This window comes from Acinetobacter sp. NigerLNRRAM0016 (assembly GCF_054112845.1).
In genome coordinates this window covers 66,591-86,322 of record NZ_JBSYVT010000010.1, presented here as the reverse complement: position 1 = coordinate 86,322, position 19,732 = coordinate 66,591, and the positions used below count along the sequence as shown (strand labels likewise).

Annotated in this window: 18 protein-coding genes; 14 read left to right on the top strand and 4 right to left on the bottom strand. The window is 44.6% G+C overall.

Annotated features, from left to right (window positions below):
- Window positions 1-186 precede the first annotated feature (186 nt).
- From dxs to ACWQ4X_RS08665, 8 genes are all read left to right on the top strand, one after another.
- Window positions 187-2,094 (top strand): 1-deoxy-D-xylulose-5-phosphate synthase, encoded by a 1,908-nt coding sequence (dxs, locus tag ACWQ4X_RS08700; RefSeq protein WP_457903344.1) that lies wholly within the window; start codon window positions 187-189, stop codon window positions 2,092-2,094.
- Between the two features lie 116 nt (window positions 2,095-2,210).
- Complete coding sequence (locus ACWQ4X_RS08695) at window positions 2,211-3,041, top strand: inositol monophosphatase family protein (protein WP_100241865.1); 831 nt, start codon at window positions 2,211-2,213, stop codon at window positions 3,039-3,041.
- Window positions 3,042-3,477: 436 nt separating this feature from the next.
- Window positions 3,478-5,322, top strand: coding sequence for a DEAD/DEAH box helicase (locus ACWQ4X_RS08690; protein WP_457903343.1), 1,845 nt, complete (start codon window positions 3,478-3,480; stop codon window positions 5,320-5,322).
- 402 nt (window positions 5,323-5,724) lie between these two features.
- The gene (locus ACWQ4X_RS08685; protein ID WP_457903342.1) at window positions 5,725-6,543 is read left to right on the top strand and encodes an ABC transporter ATP-binding protein; all 819 of its coding nucleotides are present in this window, start codon (window positions 5,725-5,727) and stop codon (window positions 6,541-6,543) included.
- Window positions 6,540-7,319, top strand: coding sequence for a lipid asymmetry maintenance ABC transporter permease subunit MlaE (gene mlaE, locus ACWQ4X_RS08680; RefSeq protein ID WP_100241862.1), 780 nt, complete (start codon window positions 6,540-6,542; stop codon window positions 7,317-7,319). Before ACWQ4X_RS08685 ends, mlaE begins: the two co-directional genes overlap by 4 nt.
- On the top strand, window positions 7,319-7,987 hold the full coding sequence (mlaD, locus tag ACWQ4X_RS08675) for an outer membrane lipid asymmetry maintenance protein MlaD (protein WP_457903341.1): 669 nt from the start codon (window positions 7,319-7,321) through the stop codon (window positions 7,985-7,987). The genes mlaE and mlaD overlap by 1 nt, the downstream gene beginning before the upstream one ends.
- Window positions 7,988-8,005: 18 nt before the next feature.
- Window positions 8,006-8,641, top strand: a complete 636-nt coding sequence (locus tag ACWQ4X_RS08670; protein ID WP_100241860.1) for an MlaC/ttg2D family ABC transporter substrate-binding protein — start codon at window positions 8,006-8,008, stop codon at window positions 8,639-8,641.
- A gap of 9 nt (window positions 8,642-8,650) precedes the next feature.
- The gene (locus ACWQ4X_RS08665) at window positions 8,651-8,938 is read left to right on the top strand and encodes an STAS domain-containing protein (protein WP_416224433.1); all 288 of its coding nucleotides are present in this window, start codon (window positions 8,651-8,653) and stop codon (window positions 8,936-8,938) included.
- Window positions 8,939-9,043: 105 nt separating this feature from the next.
- Here ACWQ4X_RS08665 and ACWQ4X_RS08660 read toward each other — a convergent pair whose 3' ends face one another.
- The gene (locus ACWQ4X_RS08660) at window positions 9,044-10,057 is read right to left on the bottom strand and encodes a magnesium and cobalt transport protein CorA (protein WP_100241859.1); all 1,014 of its coding nucleotides are present in this window, start codon (window positions 10,055-10,057) and stop codon (window positions 9,044-9,046) included.
- A gap of 154 nt (window positions 10,058-10,211) precedes the next feature.
- Between ACWQ4X_RS08660 and ACWQ4X_RS08655 the strand changes: the two genes are divergently transcribed.
- Window positions 10,212-10,811, top strand: a complete 600-nt coding sequence (locus ACWQ4X_RS08655) for an LOG family protein (protein WP_457903340.1) — start codon at window positions 10,212-10,214, stop codon at window positions 10,809-10,811.
- Window positions 10,811-11,206 (top strand): NUDIX hydrolase, encoded by a 396-nt coding sequence (locus tag ACWQ4X_RS08650; protein WP_457903339.1) that lies wholly within the window; start codon window positions 10,811-10,813, stop codon window positions 11,204-11,206. The genes ACWQ4X_RS08655 and ACWQ4X_RS08650 overlap by 1 nt, the downstream gene beginning before the upstream one ends.
- A gap of 40 nt (window positions 11,207-11,246) precedes the next feature.
- On the opposite strand, the gene ACWQ4X_RS08645 is transcribed toward ACWQ4X_RS08650, so the two are convergent.
- Together ACWQ4X_RS08645 and recG are read right to left on the bottom strand one after the other, a co-directional pair.
- Complete coding sequence (locus ACWQ4X_RS08645; protein ID WP_457903373.1) at window positions 11,247-11,879, bottom strand: ComF family protein; 633 nt, start codon at window positions 11,877-11,879, stop codon at window positions 11,247-11,249.
- On the bottom strand, window positions 11,872-13,917 hold the full coding sequence (gene recG / locus ACWQ4X_RS08640; RefSeq protein ID WP_457903338.1) for an ATP-dependent DNA helicase RecG: 2,046 nt from the start codon (window positions 13,915-13,917) through the stop codon (window positions 11,872-11,874). Before recG ends, ACWQ4X_RS08645 begins: the two co-directional genes overlap by 8 nt.
- Window positions 13,918-13,950: 33 nt before the next feature.
- Here recG and ACWQ4X_RS08635 point away from each other — a divergent pair, with 33 nt between their 5' ends.
- The 3 genes from ACWQ4X_RS08635 (at window position 13,951) to ACWQ4X_RS08625 (ending at window position 15,819) form a co-directional block, all read left to right on the top strand.
- On the top strand, window positions 13,951-14,760 hold the full coding sequence (locus ACWQ4X_RS08635; RefSeq protein WP_457903337.1) for an NAD(P)H-binding protein: 810 nt from the start codon (window positions 13,951-13,953) through the stop codon (window positions 14,758-14,760).
- Between the two features lie 251 nt (window positions 14,761-15,011).
- Window positions 15,012-15,401, top strand: a complete 390-nt coding sequence (locus ACWQ4X_RS08630; RefSeq protein WP_457903336.1) for a hypothetical protein — start codon at window positions 15,012-15,014, stop codon at window positions 15,399-15,401.
- Between the two features lie 10 nt (window positions 15,402-15,411).
- Complete coding sequence (locus tag ACWQ4X_RS08625; protein WP_457903335.1) at window positions 15,412-15,819, top strand: hypothetical protein; 408 nt, start codon at window positions 15,412-15,414, stop codon at window positions 15,817-15,819.
- A gap of 104 nt (window positions 15,820-15,923) precedes the next feature.
- Here the strand turns inward: ACWQ4X_RS08625 and plsB are convergent, their stop codons facing one another.
- On the bottom strand, window positions 15,924-18,506 hold the full coding sequence (gene plsB, locus ACWQ4X_RS08620) for a glycerol-3-phosphate 1-O-acyltransferase PlsB (protein WP_457903334.1): 2,583 nt from the start codon (window positions 18,504-18,506) through the stop codon (window positions 15,924-15,926).
- A 293-nt stretch (window positions 18,507-18,799) separates the two neighbouring features.
- On the opposite strand from plsB, the gene ACWQ4X_RS08615 reads away from it, so the two are divergent.
- The gene (locus tag ACWQ4X_RS08615) at window positions 18,800-19,672 is read left to right on the top strand and encodes an acyl-CoA thioesterase (protein WP_100241852.1); all 873 of its coding nucleotides are present in this window, start codon (window positions 18,800-18,802) and stop codon (window positions 19,670-19,672) included.
- The last annotated feature ends 60 nt before the right edge of the window (window positions 19,673-19,732 follow it).

Here is a 19,732-nt window from a genome sequence, read left to right as displayed (position 1 = left end):
CGATAATAGTTGATAAATCGTTATATTATTCAGGATAATCTACGCACCAAAAAACGCCAATTGAGTTTTGTGCTCAAGAATGCATCGCCAGAAATGTGGCTGATTGAAAGTGATATCATTCGAGATGATCGAATAACCCATTTACCTAGCTTAGGATTTGCCAGGCTTTAGAAGGCTTTGCCACATATGTTGTATACAGAAATTCCAACTCAACGCCCTGTAACACCGTTGCTGGATACGATCGATCATCCACAACAACTGCGTTTGCTCGCGCGTGATCAACTACCACAAGTGGCGGATGAGTTACGTCAATTTATTTTGTATGCAGCTGGGCAAAGCGGCGGACATTTTGGTGCCAACCTTGGCGTCATTGAGCTTACAGTGGCGCTGCATTACTGTTTTAATACCCCAGATGACCGCTTGATTTGGGATGTGGGACATCAGGCTTATCCACATAAAGCCTTAACGGGTCGTCGTGAACAGTTGACCACCATTCGTTCTAAGGATGGTTTGGCGGCATTCCCTGCGCGGGAAGAGTCAATTTTTGATACCTTTGGGGTGGGGCATTCTTCAACTGCAATTTCAGCAGGCTTGGGGATGGCTTTGGCACGTCGTTACCAACAGAACCCTTGCGAAGTGGTTGCGATCGTAGGTGATGGTGCCATGACTGCGGGGATGGCATTTGAAGCCATGAATGACGCAGTGGCACACAATGCCGATCTCATGGTGGTACTGAATGACAATGATATGTCGATTTCATGCAGTACTGGCGGTTTCGCCAAGCATTTGGCTGCGATTTGGGAAAGCGGTCAATCGGTGCATATCTCTGAACAAGGCGAAGCTTACGTCCAGCCACATCCAAAATGGTCGTACAATTCCCGTTTGCATCAATCGGCAACTGAAGCAGCAGATAATTTATTTAAAGCCATTGGTTTTGACTATTTCGGGCCTTTTGATGGCCACAATGTCAAAGAATTGGCGCAGGTGTTTGAGGCGCTGAAAAAACGTAGCGGCCCACGCCTGATTCATGTCTATACCAAAAAGGGCAAAGGTTTTGAACCAGCCGAAGCCAATCAAATTAAATACCACGCCATTAGCAAAATAAATGCTAAAGCTACACCCCAAACAGCACCGAAATATTCGGATGTCTTTGGTCAGTGGTTATGTGATGAAGCGGCACAAGATGCGCGCTTATTGGCGATTACCCCTGCCATGTGCGAAGGCTCAGGCATGGTGAAATTTGCCCAGCAATATCCAGAGCGTTTCTTTGATGTCGCAATTGCTGAACAACATGCGGTGACTTTGGCTGCGGGGATGGCGTGTGAAGGCCTAAAACCTGTGGTTGCAATTTATTCCACCTTCTTGCAGCGTGGTTATGATCAACTGATTCATGACGTCGCATTACAAAATCTGGATGTCACTTTTGGCATTGACCGTGCAGGTTTGGTCGGTGAAGATGGACCAACGCATGCGGGTGCCTATGACTACGCCTTTATGCGTACTGTACCGAACATGGTGATCATGGCGCCAAAAGATGAAAATGAATGTCGTCAAATGTTGCATACCGCCTATTTATACCCAGGACCCGCAGCGGTACGTTACCCACGTGGCAATGGTTTAGGTGTGGACATTCAGCAGCAGATGACCGAGCTGGAAATTGGTCGTGCTGAAATCGTCTTGCAGTTGAACGAAACAGCAGATGAGCAGATCAGTATTTTGGCCTTTGGCAGTCGTGTGGCGGCATCGGTAGAGGCGGCACATACACTGGCACAGCAACTTGAGGTTGGCGTGCGTGTGGTAAATATGCGCTTTGTGAAACCTTTGGATGAGCAAATGTTGTCACGCTTAGCCGATCAAACCCAGTTGTTTGCTACGGTGGAAGAACACGCGGTAATGGCAGGTGCGGGCAGTGCAGTGAATGAATATTTAGCGCAAGCGCAAATTGTCAAACCGATGCTGAATTTAGGCTTGGCGGATACCTTTATGCATCAGGCGACACACGGTCAAATGTTGCAGCAGGCAGGTCTCGATGCACAAGGTATTGTTAAATCAGTAGAATCTGTGTGGTCAAAGCTTGTACAAAGCATAGGCTGATCAACAGCTAAATTTTCGAAACATTTTTTCCCTAAAAGCGCTTATATTTGATAAGATATAAGGGCTTTTATGCATTATTCTTTAATCAATCTCTTCAAATTTGTAGTGGGTGTTCAATGGAACCTATGGTGGTGATGGCTGCGCGTGCGGCTCAAACAGTCGGTCTAGAGCTTTTAAAAGCGCATCAAAATCGTCATAAACTTGATCTACAAGTCGAAGAAAAAGGAATTGATGGTCCAGTAACGCGTGTTGACCGTTATTTGGAACAATTGACCATCGATACCTTACGTAAAAGCTATAAAAACCACAGTTTCCTTGGCGAAGAATTTGGTCTACAAGAAGGTAAAGGTCACGATGCAGATTGGTGCTGGGTGATTGATCCTTTGGATGGCACACTGAACTTCGTTAACGGCTTACCGCATTTCTGTATTTCTATTGCTGTTCAGCATAAAGGTGTAACTCAACACGGGGTAATTTATGATCCTGTGCGTGATGAGTTGTTCTCTGCTAGTCGTGGTCGTGGTGCCATGATGAACCAACGTCGTATCCGTGTAAATGTGAAAGACAGTCTTGAAAATACTTTCTTGGCTGTAGGTCATGCGTACCGTGCAAAACGTAATGGTGAAATCGTTTCTTATGCGAAAAACCACTTCGAATCTTTATTGAATGTGACTGAAGCAGGTGCGCAATATCGCCGTGCTGGTTCTGCTGCATTGGATCTTGCTTATGTGGCTGCTGGTCGTTATGACGGTTATTTCGAATTAGGTCTTAAGCCTTGGGATATCGCAGCAGGCGAGCTGATTGTGAAAGAAGCGGGCGGTACTGTGGTTGATGCACGTGGTGGTAGCGACTCTATGGAAAATGGTCAAGTGCTTGCGTGTTCAATGAAAATGTTGAAGCCATTAATGCAGGCGGTTGTGCCAGCATGGGGCGATGCAGCGAAGTAATTGCATACTTACACGATCAAGTCATGACAAAAAAGCTCTCAAAAATTGAGGGCTTTTTTTTATACAATTCTGAGGCTTAATTGCATCTTTGAATCATATTTTGCAAAAAAATGGTAAAAGTCGATTAAAAAAGGTGACTTTTAAAAAAATGCTGCTATAATCTTGCCACGCACTAAATTTCGTTCATTACCTGAACATTCTCTTCTATCATTGTGTATGCGCGTCCGGTCCAAAGAGAGGACATTATTTCGCGCCCCACCCAATCGCTTAAGCGATTCCTTCAGGTTGCGGCTGTAATCAAATGTGCGTTATACGCATCGTCGTTCTCGGATCGCCGCTGATTCTATATTTTCAGCGATTATTGCTGTGCCGCTTTTTGCCGATGTCCATCTGACTTTATTTTAATGGAGCACCCATTTTTCGGGTGAAAAACTCTATGAGCAAAACTTTTGCTGAATTTTCTTTACATGAATCGTTACAACAAGCTTTACAAAGCCTAGGTTTTACTTCTCCTACGCCTGTACAGGAACAATCGATTCCTGCGGCATTAGAAGGTAAAGACCTTCTTGTATCAAGCCAAACAGGTTCTGGTAAAACTGCGGCGTTCTTACTTCCAACGTTAAACGCGCTTGCAGGTCAAGAAACTTTCGTTCCGTTCAAAGAACGCATGAAAGCCATTACTCAACCGAATATTTTAGTACTTTGCCCAACACGTGAGTTGGCGCAACAAGTAAGCCAAGATGCCATTGCATTTGTACGTCACATGAAAGGTGCACGTATTGCTGCGATCATGGGCGGTATGCCATTTGGTAAGCAAATCCAACAGTTAAAAGGTGCACAAGTTGTTGTTGCAACACCTGGTCGTTTACTTGACCTTGTGAACCGTCGTCAAATCAAACTCGACAAAGTTGACGCGTTAATTGTTGATGAAGCAGACCGCATGCTTGACTTGGGTTTCTCTGAAGACCTAGAAGCAATTAGCGATCTTGCGGCAAACCGTAAACAAACGTTAATGTTCTCTGCAACATTTGCACCACGTATCATTACCCTTGCTGAACGCATGATGAATGATCCTGAGCGTATTGCAATTGAAACAGGTCATTCGACCAATACAGACATCACTCAGACTTTACACTGGACTGATGGCTTTGAGCACAAGAAAAAACTTTTAACTCACTGGTTGAGCGAAGAAGATCTTGATCAAGCAGTTGTATTTGCATCTACGCAAGAAGATACAGACATGTTGGCTGAAGAACTTGCTGAAGCAGGTCACTCAGTTGTTGCACTTCACGGTGCAATGCCACAAACCGTTCGTAACCGCCGTTTACGTAGCATTCGTGAAGGTCGTGCGAAGATCTTGGTTGCAACTGACGTTGCAGCACGTGGTCTTGACGTACCAACCATCTCTCACGTAATCAACTTTGGCCTTCCGATGAAGAACGAAGACTATGTACACCGTATTGGTCGTACAGGTCGTGCGGGTCGTACAGGTAAAGCAATTACTTTGGCGACTTACCGTGAGCGTGGCAAAATCCGTGCTTTAGAAGATTACTTAGATGCTCGTTTAGAAGTATCTGAAATTGAAGGTCTTGAGCCATCTCCACCTCCAGCACGTTCTGGTCGTGACGGTGGTCGTGGTCGCAATGGCGGTGGTCGTCGTGAAGGCGGTCGCGGTGGTTTCGGTGGCGGTCGTCGTTTTGAAGGCGAATCAAACTTCAAACGTCGTGAAGGTGGCCGTGATGGCGAACGCCGTTCATTCGGTGGTGAAGATCGTCCACGTCGCGAGTTCAACAATGATCGTCCACGTCGTGAAGGTGGTTTCGAAGACCGTCCACGTCGCGAATTCAACAATGATCGTCCACGTCGTGAAGGTGGTTTCGAAGACCGTCCACGTCGTGAGTTCAACAATGATCGTCCACGTCGTGAAGGTGGTTTCGAAGACCGTCCACGTCGCGAGTTCAACAATGATCGTCCGCGCCGTGAAGGTGGTTTCAATGATAAGCCACGCTTTAACTCGAATGATGACAACCGTGGTAACCGTGTAGATTACAAACCACGTAGCGAAGGTTCTTTCGGTGACCGTCCTAAACGTGATTTTGGTGATCGTCCACAACGTCGTGAAGGTGGTTTTGGTGACCGTCCTAAGCGTGATTTTGGTGATCGTCCACAACGTTCATTCGGTGGCGAAGATCGTCCACGTCGTGAGCGTTCATTTGGTGGTGAAGATCGTCCACGTCGCGAAGGTGGTTTTGATCGTCCACGTCGTAAATTCAACGACTAAGTCTTACGTTCATAAAAAAACCAGCGCATTGCGCTGGTTTTTTTATGTTTAGTGATTCTGTTTATGGTTTAAAAAATGTATACTATGTCAAATTTCTGTTGAAATCTGACAAATATGAACAACAATATAGAACAACAGCCTGTGTTAGCTTATACGTTAAAAGAGGTCATTATGCCTTATCTTTGTTTTATTCTTTTGATGAGTAATCTCATTTACTTCTTCTATGCTCAATTCATATAACACAGCGTTCTAAATTTCAGACTGTGCGCGCCTGCTCTAATAATTATAATGATCGATTCAAAACACAAATTGCACACAGTTTATCCGACCTAACTAGGTAACATTTTATAGTTCAATCCTTTATAGTATGCGTGCTGAAAAAATGCAGGAACTTTCTCCGCTATGAATAATCAAGCACCCCTCGAAACGTCCTCTTTGGTCGAAGTCAAAGAGCTGAGTTTTAAGCGAGGGGAACGAATCATTTATGATCAAGTCAGTTTAAAGATTCGACGAGGGCAGATTACTGCCATTATGGGGCCATCGGGAACAGGTAAAACCACACTGTTGCGCTTGATTGGGGGGCAATTGACACCTGATCACGGACAAGTGCTACTGGATGGTAAGGATATCGGGCATATGTCGCGACATGAGTTGTTTGCGGCACGCGCACGTATGGGCATGCTGTTTCAAAGCGGTGCCTTATTTACCGATATGAGTGTCTATGAAAATGTGGCATTCCCGTTGCGCGCACATACCCAGTTACCAGAGCATTTAATTGCAGAACTGGTGGCGCTTAAGCTGGAATCGGTCGGACTGCGCGGCACGGAAAAATTAATGCCATCGGAGCTTTCAGGCGGGATGAACCGTCGTGTGGCATTGGCACGTGCTATAGCCTTAGACCCTGAATTGATTATGTATGATGAGCCTTTTGCTGGACAGGACCCGATTGTAAAAGGGGTGCTGACCCGTTTAATCCGCTCTTTGCGTGAAGCTTTAGAACTCACCACCATTATTGTGTCGCATGATGTGGCAGAAACATTATCCATTGCTGACTATATCTATGTGGTTGCAGAAGGTAAGGTGCAAGGAGAAGGCACACCTGAGCAATTACAGGCCAATGCATCGCCATTTGTGCATCAGTTCCTGACGGGTGCGGCTGAAGGACCTGTAGAATATCAGTTTAGTCATCAAGCGTATTTGGCAGACGAGGTTCGTGCATGAATGCTATTGCCTCATTAGGTAGACGCGTTATTCAAAGTGTTCAGGGGGTAGGTGTTGCAACCATCATGTTGCTGCAAATTCTATTCTCTATGCCGACATGGTTAGGGGTCAAACTGTTTGTTTACCAAATGTACCGTGTTGGGGTGATGTCCTTACTGATTATTTCGGTGTCGGGATTGTTCATTGGCTTGGTGTTGGGTTTACAAGGCTATTCCATTTTGGTCAACATTGGTTCTGAAGCCATGTTGGGTACCATGGTGTCGCTGACCTTGTTGCGTGAATTGGCACCCGTGGTTGCAGCATTACTGTTCGCTGGACGTGCAGGTTCAGCCTTGACCGCGGAAATTGGTTTAATGAAAGCCACCGAACAATTGTCCAGTATGGAAATGATCGGGGTTGATCCATTAAAACGGATTGTATCGCCACGTTTATGGGCGGGCATTTTCAGTTTACCGATGCTCAGCGTGATTTTTGCAGCCATTGGTATCATTGGCGGAAAATTGGTCGGTGTCGATTTCTTGGGTGTAGATGAAGGTTCGTTCTGGAGTGGCATGCAAAGTAACGTGCAATTCTATAAAGATATCTTTAATGGCACGATTATTAAGAGTATTGTCTTCGCCATCATTTGTACGTGGATTGCGGTATATCAAGGTTATGCCTGTGTGCCGACCTCGGAAGGTATTGCGACATCAACCACGCGTACCGTGGTGTACTCATCGCTTTGTGTATTAGGTTTTGATTTTGTGTTGACTGCGGTCATGTTCGGAGGGGTTTAATGAAATCACGTGCAAGTGAGCTGGCCGTAGGATTTTTTGTCATTGTCTTCGGTGTTGCATTGTTTTTCTTGGCAATGAAAGTGAGTGGTCTGGTAGGCACCAATTTACGTGATGCTTATAACATGACGGCTCAGTTTGACAATGTGAATGGTTTAAAAGCGCGTGCCAAAGTGACCATGAGTGGTGTCACTATTGGTCGCGTGACGGATATTACCTTAGATCCAGTGACTCGTTTGGCTACTGTAAAATTTGAGCTAGATGGTAAATTGACTTCATTCAATGCAGAACAGTTAAAGACTGTAGAAAGCAATGCCTTGGAAGAGTTGCGCTATAGCACAGAATATACTGAAGCAACGCCAGCGCAACAAAAAGAAATGGAACAGCAACTTATTGCGAACATGAAATCCATCACCAGTATTGATGAGGATGCTTACATAATGGTAGCAACCAATGGTCTGTTGGGTGAGAAGTATCTGAAAGTGGTTCCAGGTGGTGGTTTAAATTACGTCAAACGCGGTGCAGCGATTGCCAATACTCAAGGCACGATGGATCTTGAAGATTTAATTAGTAAATTTATTACAGCAGGTGCGAGTAAGTCATCGACGCCATCGGCAGAAGCTGAGGCACCAACTGAAACAACAGATGCTGAACCCGCATTTGTTCAGTAATTGAGAGAGGAATTTAGAGTGAATATGTTGTTCAAACAAACACTAACGGCTAGCATTTTATCCACCATGATTGCAGGAACTGCATTCGCTGCGCCAGCTGAAGCTCCTCCAGCATTTATTAAGCGTGTGGCTGATGGTTTAATTGGTCGTTTAAAAGCAGACCATGCGAAATTGCAAAACAACCCAGCGGCAGTAAAAGCAATTGTACGTCAGAACTTAGATCCGTATGTGGATTCACAAGCTTTTACCCGTATTGTGATGGGGACTTATGCGACCAATCAGTACAGCACCGCGGCACAACGTGCGCAGTTTGAAAAGAACTTCCGTGAAACCTTGATTGAAAACTACGGTACCGCGTTTGCGAAGTTCAGTAACCAGACTTATAGCATGCGTCCTTACAAGGCGACGGGCAGTGCCAATCCTGTTGTGACCATTGATTTCTTAAACAATGGCGAGAAAATTCCAGTATCGTTCCAGTTGACGGATAAAGGTAGCCAGTGGAAAATCCGTAACATTAATGTTTCAGGTATCGACTTGGGTCTTCAGTTCCGTAACCAGTTTGCAGCAACGGTAAAACGTAATGGTGGTGATCTGGATAAAGCGATTGCGAATTTTGAACCAGATGCTGATGCAGCGGTTAACAAGAAAAAATAAGACAGGTGAATGGTGATTAGTCTCGTCAATCAGGAAATGCAGGTTGCTGGTAAAATTGATTATGCCAATGCAGAACAATATTACCAGCAGGGTTTGGCTGTGATTCAGCAACAGTCCTTGCCTTTGGTGGTAAATCTGGCGCAGTTAGAGCATGGTAGTACTTTGGCTTTGGCGGTATTGGTGCGTTGGTTAAGACAAACCCCTCAGGCGCAAGGTTTACAATTTAAAGCTGTGCCTGAAAAAATGATGAAGATTATTCAAGCCTGCCACTTGCAAGATGATTTACAGATCATCTAAATAAAAAAGCACCGCAATTGCGGTGCTTTTTTTATGGGAAATCAGTATTGATTCAAGTAGACGTATGGTTGTATTTCGCAGTAAGGGATATACAACAACGCTTGTTTAAATCCATTTTTTCCAGCGGAAGTAAATCAGTGGACCAATAAAGAAGCCGACAATAATCAAACTCACCGCAACGAAACTGGTGGTGCCGTGGGCAAAGGGTAAAACGTCGGTATTCATGCCGTAGATACTGGCAACCAGCATGGGTGGCGCAAGCATACTGGGTAAAATCGAGAATCGACGAATCGTGTCATTTTGCTCGGTGTTAATGAATCCTGACGTGGTGTCCAGTAAGAAGCGCACTTTCTGGAACAAGAAGGCATCATGTTCGACCAGTGAGCGCACGTCTTCACTTAACTCTCGAATATCTGCATCATAAATATGGCTGCCTAAGGCACGTGGACGTGCTAAAAAGGTCAGCACGCGACGTAAGTCAATCAAACACAATTGGGCTTTACCCAACATATCTTCGAGCTGTGCCAGTCGGGTAATCATGTCGTCCAGATCCAGAATCTGTTCACGATGACGGTTATTCAGGACTTCTGTGGAATACTTTTCCAAGTCCTTGTGGATATCTTCCAAGATATCCGCAAGTTCATCCAGTTTGGCTTCGAGCAAACCTAGCAGCACCCAAGTTGGGTCTTTATAGTCAATTTCATAGTCATTGCGACGCGCACGTGCACGGAAGGCACGGAAAGCCACCAGTTTTTCACCACGTAAAGTAAACAAGCGTTCTTTATGTAAAATAAAGGCAACCGTTTGTACTGTGGCGAGAATGCTGGAATTGTCATCCGCTTCACCATCGACCTGATAATTTTTATTTTTCGTTAAAAAATACGTACTGATATGCAAAATGCCATCATCATCACGGTAGAATCGGGCAGATGAGGAAATGTCTTCCAAAGACTTTAAGGTCGGCAGGTTTTGATCATAGGCATCCAACACCCATTGCTGTTCTTCTTGTGAAGGGGCAATCAGGTCAACCCAGACCAGTTCTGGGTGTAAATCAAAACCGCCATTAATGGTGGCGTCTTCTAAACTACCGCGCTCTGTGGCGTAAAAGGCTTCAAGCATGGATGTCTTTTCTCCCTTGCGCAGTATGGGTTAAATCGATGGGTGTATTTTAGACAAGGATTTCATGAAAAACACTGATCGGATTGCTAATTTATGAAAAAATCTCCTTCTAGTTTACTTTCGCGGCATGACAAGATCATAACACGGTGAAACAATGACACATTCTATTGCAGTTTTTTGTGGTTCAGCAGTTGGTACAGATACAATTTTTTTAGATACCGCCCGTCACGTTGGAAAAACGCTGGCTCAGCAAGATAAAACCTTGGTTTATGGCGGTGGTCGTTCTGGCTTAATGGGCGTGATTGCAGACAGCGCCTTACAGGCGGGTGGTCGTGTGATTGGGGTGATTCCACATGCCTTGGTGGATCGTGAATTGGCACATCCACACTTGACCGAACTGCATGTGGTGAAAAACATGCATGAACGTAAAACCAAAATGTCGGAATTGTCTGATGCATTTATTGCCTTACCCGGTGGTGCAGGCACTTTAGAAGAAATCTTTGAGCAGTGGACATGGGCGCAATTGGGCATTCATCTTAAACCTTGTGCATTTTTAAATGTTGAAGGTTTTTATGATGAACTTCTGAAGTTTATTCAGTTGACCACGCAGAAGGGTTTTACGCATGCGCGCTTTACGGAAACGCTGATTGCAGAGGCTACTGTCGAAGAGATTTTGCGACAGTTTGAGTTGTTTACTGCACCAACACCGAAATGGGGCATGAGTGAGCAGCACGATTTGGTGAAACACGGCTAATGAAACAAATTACCGTCGCTGCAGGCATTGTATTAAATGCGAAGCAGCAGTTGTTGTTGGTGCGTAAGCACAATACCCGCTTTTTTATGCAGGTGGGTGGCAAGTTGGAACCTGATGAAGCACCTGAGCAGTGTATCCTGCGTGAAATTGCAGAAGAAATTGGTTGTCAGGCGAAAATTGTGCAGGCTATTGGGCGTTTCGAAACCGCGGCGGCCAATGAGCCTGATCACTTGCTGGTGAGTCATGTCTTCCAAGTCGAGCTAGACAGTGCACCGCAAATTGCGGCTGAAATTGCGGAGCTGAAATGGATTGATTTGGATGATCAGACCACGCCTTTAGCGCCGTTAACCCGTGAAATTGTGTTGCCGTGGGTACATCAGTATTTAAAAACGTAGGCCTAGTCTGTTCAAATTGCTTTGAATCGTAGCGCCATGATTAAGATTGAGCCGCTGCAATACAGGCGGCTGCAATTTTTCGGCAGCCCAATTCAGTGAGTGCCTGCTCTAAGGCTTTAAGTGAACTGCCTGTCGTTACCACATCATCCAGCATTAACACGCGACGATAACGCAGGGCATTTCTGGGTGCGATTTTAAATTGCTGCTCGATGTGATCCAGTCGTTCTAAACGGCTTAAGCCTTTTTGCGAATGTTGATGTTGCCGTTGAATTGGTTGCCAGACAGGAATATTAAGATGCTGACCTAAACACTGTGCCAGCACCACGCTTTGGTTATAGCCGCGTTCGGCTAAGCGTTGGGTGGAAATCGGCATCGGCACAATCGCTTGAATCTGTCGATAGTCCAGTTGCTTGAGTAGTCCAGTCAGCAAGATCTGAAAATGTAATTGTTGCTCATATTTAAATTGCTGAATCACTCGATCAATCGGGTAGGCATAGTGGCAGGCAACTTGAATTTCGATTTCTTGTCGCTGCACGCTGTGCTTTAACCACGGCAACTGATTCCAGCAATCCTGACACAAGCTGGAATGACGCCCACGTTCCAGCCCGCAAAACTGACAGGGCAGTTGCGTATGCAGCCAGTTTTGGGCACTAGACAACAAGGATTTAAACATAGGCATAACGAGGGGCTTCAGGCAGCCAGCGTTTCAGTAAGGCATCGGCCTGTGCTGGATAGTCTTTTAAGATCTGCTGGGCGACATAATGTGCCTGATTAAGCAAATGATCATCACGTTCCAATTTGGCAACGCGAAAGCCCATATCTCCCGTTTGTTTGGTGCCGAGTAACTCCCCCGGTCCGCGAATTTCCAAATCCTTTTCTGCAATGATAAAGCCATCATTGGTTTCACGCATGATGCGTAGCCGTTCTTGTCCATTTTGCGACAGTGGATTTTTATACAGTAGGGCACAGAAGCTGGCTTTGGCACCCCGTCCGACACGACCACGTAACTGATGTAGTTGCGACAGCCCCAGTCGTTCGGCATTTTCAATCACCATGATGGAGGCATTGGGTACATCCACTCCGACCTCAATTACGGTGGTGGCAATTAGCAATTTTAGTTCGTTGTCCTTAAATTGTTGCATGACGGCTTGCTTTTCATCGGCTTTCATTTTGCCGTGTACCAGTCCGATATTCAGCTCAGGAAAGCGTTGTTTCATTTCGGCATAGGTGGCTTCCGCGGCTTGCGCATCTAAGGTTTCCGACTGTTCCACCAGTGTACAGACCCAATACGCCTGTTTGCCTTCGGCACAATTGCTGGCAATGCGTTGCAGGACTTCTTCACGACGGTCTAAAGGAACCGTCACGGTCTGAATTGGAGTTCGACCGGGCGGCAGTTCATCAATCACAGAGGTGTCCAAGTCGCCATAAGCCGACATGGCAAGGGTACGTGGAATAGGCGTAGCGGTCATCACCAATTGATGTGGCATGGTTTGCTGTGCGCCTTTATTGCGCAGCGCCAAGCGTTGATCGACCCCAAAGCGGTGCTGTTCATCAATAATCACCAAGCCCAACTTATGAAAGGCAACACTGTCTTGGAATAAGGCATGCGTCCCAATCACCAGTTGAGCTGAACCTTGTTGAATCTGCTGTTCTGCCAAGGCACGTGCTTTACCTTTTTGTTTGCCTGAGAGCCATGCCACAGTTAAGCCCAAAGGTTCAAACCAGCGTTTAAAATTCAGATAATGCTGTTCCGCCAAAATTTCAGTCGGTGCCATTAAGGCAACTTGCCAACCTTCTTCAAGCGCATGACAAGCAGCGACACCCGCGACAAGGGTTTTGCCTGCACCAACATCCCCCTGTACCAGACGTAGCATGGGTTTATGTTGTTTTAAATCATCCGAAATTTCTTTGGATACACGCTTCTGCGCTGCGGTCATTTTAAAGGGCAACCCTGCCAGTAGTTGTTTGGCAAGGGTTTTGCTGTTGGCAAAGGCTGGGGCTTCAATCTGTTGGATATATGCGCGGCGAGTCAGTAGGCTGACTTGATGCGCCACCAATTCCTCAAAAATCAGGCGTTGCTGTGCAGGGTGAGAACCTTGGCTCAACTGCAACATATTGGCATCCAGTGGCGGTTCATGAATGTAATACAGCGCTTGCTTTAAGGCGTAGCCATTGGTGAATTTCTGCGGAAGGAGTTCTGGCAGATCATCACTGTGCTGTTTTAAGGCATGTTTAACGTAGTCACGCAGTTTGGCTTGCGTGAGTCCATCGGTGGCAGGATAAATCGCTGTGAGCTGGGTTTGTGGCAGTGGCGTGTGCTCGGTAATGAGTTGAATTTCAGGATGATACATTTCCAAGCCACGTGCTCCAACACGGACTTCACCAAAAACGCGTAAACGATTGCCGACTTTGCCGCGATCGGTCAGGGCTTTATACAGGTGATAAAAGCGTAGCGTGACTTTACCGAGTTCATCATCCAGTAAAATGGCCATGGATTTGCGCTTTCCTGGGGGAAAGTCGACCGATTTTACTGTACCCTCAAGCAGATGGCTGCGTCCAACCTCTAATTGGTTCATGGGGATGATCGTGCTACGATCTTCATAATCCCGCGGGAGATGAAACAGTAAATCATCCGTGGTGAAAATATTTAGTTTTTCAAGTAATGCAGCAGAGGCGCTTCCAACCCCTTGCAATTGCTGGACTGCGGCCATGTCCCCTCAACTAAAGTGCTCATTAGGTGCTAAATGCATATTTTATTTATAGGTTATGGTAAAACATCTCAACGGGTAGCTAAACAATTATTTCAGCAAGACCACCAAATTACCACAATTAGCCGTACTGCCAAACCGCAGGATTTTGCTACGCATTTGATTCAAGATATTCATCAGCTGGATTTGAGTCAGATTGCTCCTGTCGATGTGGTTTATGTATTGTTATCGCCCGCAGCGAGTACACCTGAAGGCTATCAAACGACTTTTGTCGATGCCATTCCTGCCATGCTGAAAGCCCTTAAAGAGCATCCTGTCAAAAAAGTGATTGTGGTGTCTTCAACGCGAGTTTATGGTGAACAGGCAGGGGAGCGAATTGATGATACGACTACGCCTCAGCCGATTGATGCACAAAGCGAGGCGCTACGTCAGATGGAGTTGCTGTGGCAGGCGGCGTATCCTGAGCAAAGTATTATTATTCGACCGACAGGCATTTACGGGACGTCTGTGGCACGAATGGTGAAGTTGGCGCAGCAGACTTCGACCTATCCGAATATTCATTATAGCAATCGTATTCATATTGAAGATTTAGCCCGCTTTCTGGCGCATTTGATTCACGTGGAACATCCTGAAAGTTCATATATTGTCACGAATAATCAGCCGATTCCTTTGCATGAAATTATTCAATGGTTTCAGCAGCAGTTGGCGCTGCCAGTTTTGGTTTTGGAAAGTGATATCGCATCAGGTAAGCAAATTTATGCCTCTAACATGCAGCAGATGGATTTTGAATTACAGCATCCAAATTGTTTTGATGATTATTCAGCGTTGTTGGTAAAGAATGGGTGAGGAATATTTGTACTTTGTTGAGTAAAAGATGTGAAACGCAGACTGCGAAGTAGCATTGGAATATGAGTGATTATGGAAAAGCTATTCCAGTACGCTGAATATTGGAATGGCTTGGTATCAGGGTTTGATTAATATAGGAAATAGAAACAGTTGTATATAAGGTATATTGCGTTAATTTTAGGAAATCTTAAATTTTATAAAAAATTGAAATTTGATAGAGTTGTAATTAATTCTTAATTACAACTCTTAAAATGCAAACTTCAAAATATTATATTCATGAATTCTATATAAAAAACTCTCTGCTATCATTTCTAGCTCTCTGTATTTTGTCTGGAATTTTCAATGTCATTTTAGATAAGAATTTATATGTACATGAATATATTCCACTTGGAATAGCTATCTTTATTGGGATATTAGGATTGATAGTTATTGGATATTACAATGCCTTAAGCGCTACTAAAGAAGAAAAATCAAAAGCGTTATTTGTACATATCTTTTTAATATTATGCTTTTTTATAACAGATAGCATTTGGAGTGAATCTAGCTTTTTGACACTTACCTTAAGAAATTTAACTTATTTCATACTTCTAGAATTTGGTGTTTTCATTTATATGAGAAGAAAAAAAATTGGTACTAAATAGAAAGATGAAAATGAATGAAAAATTAAAGTGGATTTTTTTATATGGTGGACTTGGTTGGGGTATATCTTTTACGTTGATTGTTAGCCTTATCAGAGACATTCAAGATAAGCCTGTGGCCTTCGGCTCATTTCCGTTATTCCTTACAATTTCGATCTTCGGGGGACTATTTGTCGGAACGATGATGTTCAAATATGTAAAGAATAAACCGTCTGATAAACAGATCATAAACCTAGAAAAATTATCTAAAGGTTTATTAGTTTGGGGAATTCTTCTTATCTTCTATGGCTTTGTTATCAAATTTATATTCGTTCCTTTAGATTATCAAAATACGATAGGTGCATATATTTTTAAGTGGTTTCTTCTAGGTATTGGTTTTTATCAGACTAATAAAATTCGTGAAGATATAAAAGAAATCTAGCCTTTATTTAATATAATGATGATTATTCAAAATCGACAAAAACTTTCTTGTTATACATACAGCATAGGCATCTACCAATTGCAGATACCTATGCTTTTTAAATATTACTTCTTCTTACGCTTCAAACGACGTTTCGCTTGCTGAGCAGCAACTGCATCTAACACTTGTTTCAGCTCCTCATCGCTAAAGGTGGTAATGTGTTGCAACATCTGTAAAGTCACATCATCCAAGACCAAATTAGCATTTGCAGCAATATTGCTAAAGTTGCTGTCAAACACAATCGAACCTTCGGCATTGGTACTGATATAACCTTGCTGCGTCAGTACACGAATAAAACCTTGGAACAGGGCTTTATCAAAGAACTCTGGCGAATTGAACTCATATAGTACAGACAAGCGCTGACCGACCAAGTGGCTCAACTCTTCCACTTGACGCGTCGAGATATTGCCAGAACCACGCTGGGTAATCAGTGCCAATGTCATGTAATAGCGCTCTAGGCTCTGCATTACAGGACCTGCAAGTACTAACAATTGATTATGCTCTTCACTGTTCGGTGCAGGGGAAATTAAATGTCCTTCCGCATCTTCAGTAATGAGTTTTGCATTAATTAAAGCATCTGCATAAGCTGCAATTTGCGCTTTTAAGCCTTCATCATCCCATTTCAGGAACAGCTCAGCTTTCAAGAATGGATAGAGCGTACGAATGACATTACATAAATCGTGACGCTTGATGCTGCCGTTATGTTCAACCAAAGCCGCAATCAAAGATGGCAAGACAAAGGCATGCACAATGTTGTTACGGAAGTAGGTGAGTAACACGGCTTGATTGTCTTCAATTGCAATAATGTCACCAAGAACGTGCTTCACGCGCTTAATCAGTTTCAGTTTTAAACCGTAGGCAATAATTTCTTTGCCTGAAAGCGGCGTCACTTGGGTGCGTTCATCATAAGGCAATGCAGTTAGTAGATTGCGGTAAGCATCTAACTGTTTAATGCACAGCTCTTCATCCAATGTATGCTTTGGCGTTGCCAATAGAATTAACGACAACAACGATACAGGGTTAATCACCACCGCACGGTTGATGTTTTCCAAAATGGTATGTGCTGCACTGTTTACCGCATCAGACACTTCATTTGGAATTGGATCGTCATTTTTCTCAATGCGAATCTGATCCGCACCAAAGGCTTTGAGCTTGTCATCCAAGAACACAGGTTCGCCGAAGTTTACATGCACTTTCCCGAAGATGCGTTCAATCTTGCGCAGGGTTTTCACAATCCCAAGCACCGATTCCGCTTCTTTCGGTTTGCCTTGCATTTCGCCAACATAGGTCGAGCCTTCCATCAGGCGTTCATAGCCAATATAGGTTGGTACGAATACGATAGGCTTGGCACGTCCACGCAAGTGACCATGTACCGTCATGGCAAGCATGCCTGTTTTGGCGGGCAATAAACGACCTGTACGTGAGCGGCCACCTTCAATGAAGTATTCCAAAGGTGTGTTGCGTGACAGAATGCTGAATAAATATTCTTTAAATACGGTGGTATATAAGCCATTGCCACGGAAAGTACGGCGAATAAAGAATGCACCGCCACCACGCAGCAACTGACCAACAAATGGCATATTCAGGTTGTCGCCCGCGGCAATGTACGGCACCATCAAGCCACGTTTATAAATCACGTAAGACAGTAATAGGTAGTCGATGTGACTGCGGTGACATGGGGTATAAATTATTTCGTATTCTTTGGCCAGTTCACGCACAGTGCTGAAGTTATGTACTTCCACGCCGTCATAGAGCTGAGTCCATAGACGGGTCAGTGCCATATCTGCAAAACGAACAGCAGAGGAAGAGTAGTCCGATACGATTTCATTTAAATAACCAATCGCACGACGTTCAGCTTCTAGCATGCTGATTTTACTGCGGATACTTTCACGACGAATCGCATCCTGTACATCTTGGGCCTTAATCAGACCGTGCACGACATTGCGACGGTCTGACAGGTCAGGACCGAGTACCACTTCACGCTGCGCATCCATATAGTTATTTAAGCTGCTAATAATATAGGTCGCAGGCGATAAATTTGGATGGGTAGTTTTCGCGTACTGGATCAGGTCACGTAAGGACTGGGCTTCGTGGAATTCCAAATAAGATTCACGACCATGCAAGCCAATGTTCACCATCTGCTTAACACGGCTTGGGGTTGCCCACGTATCGGTAAACAACAGTTTAAACCAAGAGTCTTCCTTGTCTGGTGAACGACCCCACAGCACAGTGACAGGCACCAGTTCAATGTCTAATTCAGGGTGTTTTTCCAGTAAGTCGATGAGGCGCAACAAACGTGGTGGAAAGGTATTCGGTGGCGGATTAAGCAAGTTCTGCTCGTCATGATGTTGTAAAAACAGGATCGAAGCTTTTTCTTTATGCTCGCCAATCAAGAGCGAATCCAAGGCTGCAGGCAGTTTTAAACGACGGGTTTCACCATCGACCACCAAGGCATTACTACGCGAATAGTTTTGTAAGACATAGCACACCACTTTTTGTGTGGTGGTCTGAGTTGCATCTGGGTCTGCACTGTCGCTTGGAGCTGTCGGGTTGCTGGGTACTTCACCCAAAATATGAGGGGTTACCACAAGGTCAAGCAGCTTGCTGGAAAGCTGGCGATACATTTGACCAAAGCCACGCTTGGACATAAACACTCCTAATACGGTACGAAGCCCCAAAATGCACAGGGGAAATGATGCTGCGTAATTGTAATCAAAAACTAGATGTCATTTTCTGACAAATTTACTACTTATGCCAAGATTCTAGCGTTAAACCACATATTTTTAGCAATTAAATTTGAAAATTACAGTGACAGCACGGTCAATTAATCTCTAGGGGATTGGTCAACATTTATGTAATATAGGTTTAGAGTGAATACTCTGTCGTCTTTCTAATCAACACCGATTTTACAGGTGTGCATAAAATTTAAAACGGGTCTCCTATGAATGCCTTAACTCAAGAGTTGGTTGAACTCCTTAGCCTTGAAAAAATCGAAGAGAATATTTTTCGCGGTCAAAGCCGTAATTTAGTGGGCAAGCGTGTTTTTGGTGGACAAGTTTTAGGACAGGCTTTACGTGCTGCATCATATACGGCAGATCGTCCCGCACATTCCTTGCATGCTTATTTCCTGTTTGGGGGGGATGTCAACGCACCCATCATTTATGAAGTGGATCGTTTAAGAGATGGCAAAAGTTTTGTCAGCCGTCAGGTGCGTGCCATTCAACATGGACGTACCATTTTTACGGCCATGGTGTCGTTTGCAGAGCCTGAAGACGGATTGAATTATCAGATTCAGGAACCCGATTATCCTGCACCGATGCAAGTGAAATCGGAAGCTGAACTGAAAAAAATGATGGTGGAATTTGTGCCTGAGAATGTGCGCGCCAGCTTTATGCGTGACCGTCATGTCGAAATTCGCCCAATTGACCCTGCCAATCCGTATCAGCCACAACCTGCTGCACCGTCGTATGCACACTATATTCGTACGCATGACCGTATTGCGGCAGAGATTGATGAAGTTTCATTACATCAGGCGATTGCTGCGTTTTATTCAGACTTTACCTTAATGACCACGGCATTGCGTCCGCATGGCTTAAGCTGGTTATCGCCGAGTTTACAATGTGCCAGTATTGACCATGCCATGTATTTCCATAAACCTTTCCGTGTGGATGACTGGATGTTGTATGACATGGATGCAACCGTGAGTGCCAATTCGCGTGGACTGAATTTTGGACGGATGTGGCAAAATGGCGAGTTGGTGTGTAGTACCACCCAAGAAGGTTTGATTCGGCTCAGGGAAATTGAAACGCAATAAAATTTAAATATTTTAAAAAGCCTCATTGTCATGAGGCTTTTTTGTTGAGGGGTTGAGGCA